The sequence below is a fragment of the Paenibacillus sp. sgz302190 genome, from assembly GCF_059820445.1.
Window position 1 is genome coordinate 1 of the sequence record NZ_JBZYAO010000082.1, and the last position, 5,028, is coordinate 5,028.

A 5,028-nucleotide genomic window follows, 5' to 3' on the forward strand; every position below is an offset into this window, starting at 1 on the left:
CACTGTTAGACGAAGTAAAGGACTTGCGTAAGCAAGAAGAAAAACAACTTGTTATGATTCGAAATGTAAGGAAAGGGTATGATGAGACTTTATCGCGGCTAGACACTATAATTGAAGAAAACAGCGAGGTCATCGAGAAAGCGGATAGAATCTTAGCCAAGCATAGTTACTCTAGAGTTACCGATACGCCAGAGGAGAAGCATAGCAGACTCCAAGATGCGCTTGAGCAAGTGATTCTTGGGAATTATACAGATAAGGTGACGACGGAAGGAACCGTAGCTCAAGTTCTTTTGGGACTTACTGGGCTGGATTTGCCAGCAGATGTGAGAGATGTGTCTGCAGACCTTGTAAACTGGGAGTGGACGTGGGGACACGCAGGACAGACAACACTGGATGGAATCGGACTTGTACCGATTGTTGGCGTCTTGAAAAGCGGAGACGAAGTGTATACCCTCGTTAAGGGAGCTAACAAGCTTGAAAAACCTGTTGCTGACGAAGTTACAGATCTGGAAAAATCGGCCAATAGGCTAGTGGGTGGATGCAACTGTTTCACTGCCGGAACCAAAGTTTTCACAGACGAAGGGGAGAAAAATATCGAAGACATTAAAGTCGGAGATAAGGTTCTTTCCAAGAATGAAGAGACAGGCGAACAGGCTTACAAGGAAGTTACTGCCCTTCATCGCAACGAGAAAGATACAACTTATAAGTTGACATTGGGTAACCAAGTTATTGAAACCACTGATAATCATCCATTCTGGGTTGAAGGTAAGGGATGGGTACTCGCTGTTGACCTTAAGGTTGGCGATGAACTAGTTCAAAGTAACGAAAATCATCTAAAGATTGACAACATAGAAATTGTACGACACGATGAAAAGGTAAAGGTTTATAATTTTACTGTTGCTGATTTCCATACGTACTTTGTAAGTGACTTAGGAATTTGGGTTCATAATATCGGGGATTGTGGTTTACGTCCTGAGGCCAAATATCTTAAGAGTGGGAAACATGGGGTGGACTGGAAAGAAGGCCCTGCAATGGCTAAAAAGTCTGGATTACCCCAAGGGCAGTGGAGCAAAGCGGATTTAGAGTTTGCAGGTGAAAAAGCAGCAACATTAAAGCCTGGTGAAGGTGGATGGTTTGATTTACCTAGCGGCTCTACTTCCAAAGTACACATGCCTGATGGATCTACAGTGGATGCAACAAGAATCTGGGTAAGAAATAATGGTTCGGGTACATTTCATGGTTATCCTGCACCACCAGAAACACCTGCACCATAGAAAAAGGAGACTACCTATGGATTTTAGAATTCAAGCAGGATGTCCTAGATTTACTGGGGAATATGAGGAAGATATATCTTCCTTGTCTGATGCTCTTGAGATTGTGTTTCCTCTTTGGACAGAAGATGTGATAATTATGTGGAAGACCATTTGTATTCCAATAGGGTACAAGTACGACATGAGCCTGATGATAGATGACATCTTAAACATTCTTGAAACCCTTAGGACGAAAGTTTCTGGGGAGATAAGTGTTCACTGGCCATCAAATTCATTTGCATGTAAGTGGGATTTAACATGGGATTCAAATAATCTGGTGATTCGTTCGGAGTGGGAAAATGTTGTTGGAAAGACCGAGAATTTACTCAAACAAAGCGGTCATGTTGTAACTACAAAAGAAATTTTTCAATCAGAATGGAAAAGAGTACTTAAAAATGTTATTGATGGTATGACATATTCTGGATTCAATACGGCATCAGTTCCTAAAATGGTACGATTAATTGCCGAATTCAACGCAATTAACAATGAAGGAATACTCTACAACGAACAACTGTAACAAGATGAGACCTTGAGGGATTGCTCCTTCAAGGTTTTTTCTTATACCCTACCCAGTGCCGAATGATTCGGGCGGCTAGTCTCGGAAGAACTTTACCCTCATCATCCCCGTACCAAAATTCCGTCAAAATTTTGTACGTACAGCATTTATGCTTGAATTGTATACCCTATTTGTATCGCCGCCCTCTTCCCTGCCGCGTCAATAATCCCCAGTTACCTCCATGTTACATGCCCAATTTCTAACCTTCGCTTTCTTACGGTTTTTCCCAGATAAAATGCCTTCCGCAACTTCCATCAGACATACATCGACTATGAATATTAAGAGGAATTTAAAATCCTCCGCAACTATCTGACAATAAGTAACGATGGTTACTATGCAAAGGCAATCTGGTGACGACCAGTTGACATTGAACAGGCAAGGTAACGCTTAGGCTAGCCGCCTTCCTGACTTCACAGCCGCCGCGCGGCGATACTACACGACAAAGGAAGGTATTCAAAATGACAACGAAATACAATGATTTCTGGCTCACTAAAAGCAATAAAGCCGCCAATACGTACATGGACGAGGTTGCCAAAGAGAGCAACTTTACAGGATGTCACAAAGGCTACACCATCGTGCCGCAAAAGCTTCATCGGTGCTATGGACTCAACGTGTATGAGAAGCTGATTCTCGTTGATATTATCGCGTATATGAGCGACCAGAGTCAGTGTTACCCCACCATTGAGATGATTGCCCGAAACATCGGGTGCAGTTCCAAGACCGTAGAACGTCACATTGGGAGTCTAGCCGAGAAGAAGCTGATTCTGGTCAGTCAGAGCAAGAACAACACGTACTACCTGCCGAACTATCTTCACCATCATCCGTATTTGCTCGTGTCAGAGAAGACACATGAGTTTATCGGCAGTGTGAGGAAGCAGGTAAACGAGAGGGAACTGATGCTGTGGATTCAAGAGGTCATAAAGAGTGACGGTTACACAGCGTATACCGCCCGACTCCAAAGACTTCATGAAAGACGCTTCCCCACGGATAAATTCGCTGAAACGGAAACATTGGCTAGCTAGCTCAGTATCTAACAACGGCGTTTGCCAAGCGATTTCCGCCAGATGTCAGCGGTCAATAATGGAGAGTCTGTTATTTCAGTGGACTCTCTGTCCAGATAGCCGTCACACGGTTGGTTAAAGGCAGGAAATGAAGGCTGCAGACTATGTGTCCGCGATTCCGACAGAGAGTCGGCAACGCTAGACATAGAGTCTGAATCGTAGACATAGAGTCGTCCGATAGTCTCACTAATAAGAATCATTAAATAAGATTCAACTAAAGAAGAATCAAGCTAAGAGTCACTTAAAAAGAAACAGCAGACACGCCGTGGGCGGTCTGCGATTTCGGGGGAGATTCTGGATTCTTGGATGATAAAGACGGCGGATAACTCTTTACGGATACTTTACTCAAGAATGAAGATAGAGTTCCGCCGCCGCCCTGTCCCTTCGGGCGGCTTGCTCAATGGCTCTGAGGCTGAACAGGAAGCTTTTACAGGCGTTTAAATGCGTTGGAGGTGTTAGGATAGTTTATGGATAGTTTGAGTCATATGAAGTCTCTATGCACCATTAAATCCGTAAAAGTAAGTCTATCACTTAATCTCTATGAGTTCGTTTACGTTGATGTCAAGTACTTTGCAAATCAATTCAAGAGTTTCAAGGTAAACCCTGTCCACTCGCTCTGAGCATAGATGATTGATTGTACTTGGGCGTAGCCCCGTTAGTCTAGCCAATTCACGTTGTGTCATGTCTTTATTATCAAGAATTTCTCGAAGACGGAATTTAATCGACATTCTCTTTCCTCCACTATAGACGGTAACGCTTTAGCGTATCTTATGATTATAACACATGAATCGAAAATAACATTGATTATTTCGGTTAAGCGGTATATAATCATAGTAAAGTTCGGTTAACCGTTACATAAATTGAAATTACTGCAACGGGGGGAAGAAACAGGATGAGTGTCATCGGTTATGTCAGAGTATCGACAAGTGGAAAAGCCAAAGATGGATACAGTTTAGCATATCATCAAGACGAAATTCGTTCCTACTGTCGGGAACAAGGTTGGAATTTATTGCACATTTACATCGATTCGAGAATCAGCGGGTCGAAAGTAGACGAGGATACCCTTGAAGTGGATAGAATCGGCTTTCAGAGCATGTTATTCGAAACCATTGATGTAGTTATCGTATTACAATTCAACAAGGCAAGCGATTTAGTACAGGTCAAACGAATCCTTGACCGCAAAGCATTTTATCAAAGGTTGTATTCTACGGCGATATTCAAGCCGAGGAGCTATACTCTAAGCCAATCTATAGGCGGTGACCGTTCATGAACGAGCAAATGGAAACCTATCATCGATTTGTCGAACAGGAAGATACTTTCAATAAACAATTGAAAGCGTTGGAAATGTGTCAGTATGCACTCTACGACCATATTTATCGATATGGCGGACAGCTTGACAAGCTGACAGCAGAAGAAGTATTGCTCAACGTTCATCAGATGGAAGCAACTATGCGTTTGGAATTGCTTCATTTGCGGCTTGCGAAAGCCTTTCTTGCCCATGACATAAACCAGAGCACATAACAATCTTCTTGTTGGGTTTACAGAGGAAGAAAGGATAGGCTTACCCTTCAATGTACGTCTTAGGACAAATACTAAGAAGACGATACCGACATCTGGTCGATTAACCTCGTCTCTTTCATAGTCTGCTGAAACGGATCAAGCTGGTGGATGAAGCGGATTTGGATGCGGCAAGCTTGAGTGACGCCGCGGCGCTGCGGGATGCCGAATATGTGGGCAAAATCCGCATCATAACCGGTTACGAGTACGATGTTCTCGGCAACCGCACGAAGCAAATCGATCCGCGGGCGTACCGGTATGCGGGGGAAGAGCGGGAGCCGTACATCATAACTTACACATATGATGAACTGAACCGCGTGGATAAAGTGATCCGCAAGGTGAACGGAGCCGACGTTTACAAGCAATACACCTACGACGAAGTCGGCAATCGCGTGGCGGAGCGGAATGAGAGAGGACTTGTCACCCGGTACGCTTATGACGCCTTAAACCGCGTCGAACAGGTTACGGACCCTGAGCAGCATACGTTCACATACAAATACGATTTGGCCGGCAACAAGCTTGCGGAGACGAATGCCCGGAACAA

Annotated in this window: 7 protein-coding genes; 6 read left to right on the forward strand and 1 reads right to left on the reverse strand. The window is 43.9% G+C overall.

Going from position 1 to position 5,028, the window contains the following annotated elements; genetic code table 11:
* The 3 genes from AC6RNO_RS36395 to AC6RNO_RS36405 form a co-directional block, all read left to right on the forward strand.
* On the forward strand, nucleotides 1–1,274 hold a 1,274-nt coding region (locus AC6RNO_RS36395), incomplete at its 5' end, for a polymorphic toxin-type HINT domain-containing protein (RefSeq protein WP_497108419.1).
* Between the two features lie 16 nt (nucleotides 1,275–1,290).
* Nucleotides 1,291–1,827: a hypothetical protein gene (locus AC6RNO_RS36400; protein ID WP_488438738.1), complete on the forward strand. Its 537-nt coding sequence runs from the start codon at nucleotides 1,291–1,293 to the stop codon at nucleotides 1,825–1,827.
* A 497-nt stretch (nucleotides 1,828–2,324) separates the two neighbouring features.
* On the forward strand, nucleotides 2,325–2,888 hold the full coding sequence (locus AC6RNO_RS36405; RefSeq protein ID WP_488438739.1) for a helix-turn-helix domain-containing protein: 564 nt from the start codon (nucleotides 2,325–2,327) through the stop codon (nucleotides 2,886–2,888).
* Between the two features lie 566 nt (nucleotides 2,889–3,454).
* On the opposite strand, the gene AC6RNO_RS36410 is transcribed toward AC6RNO_RS36405, so the two are convergent.
* Nucleotides 3,455–3,655, reverse strand: coding sequence for a helix-turn-helix domain-containing protein (locus AC6RNO_RS36410; protein WP_488438740.1), 201 nt, complete (start codon nucleotides 3,653–3,655; stop codon nucleotides 3,455–3,457).
* Between the two features lie 164 nt (nucleotides 3,656–3,819).
* Between AC6RNO_RS36410 and AC6RNO_RS36415 the strand changes: the two genes are divergently transcribed.
* The 3 genes from AC6RNO_RS36415 to AC6RNO_RS36425 all read left to right on the forward strand — a co-directional run.
* The gene (locus tag AC6RNO_RS36415; protein ID WP_488438741.1) at nucleotides 3,820–4,197 is read left to right on the forward strand and encodes a recombinase family protein; all 378 of its coding nucleotides are present in this window, start codon (nucleotides 3,820–3,822) and stop codon (nucleotides 4,195–4,197) included.
* Nucleotides 4,194–4,448 (forward strand): hypothetical protein, encoded by a 255-nt coding sequence (locus AC6RNO_RS36420; RefSeq protein ID WP_497108420.1) that lies wholly within the window; start codon nucleotides 4,194–4,196, stop codon nucleotides 4,446–4,448. The genes AC6RNO_RS36415 and AC6RNO_RS36420 overlap by 4 nt, the downstream gene beginning before the upstream one ends.
* 143 nt (nucleotides 4,449–4,591) lie before the next feature.
* A partial coding sequence (locus AC6RNO_RS36425; RefSeq protein WP_497108421.1) for a hypothetical protein occupies nucleotides 4,592–5,028 on the forward strand: 437 nt, incomplete at its 3' end.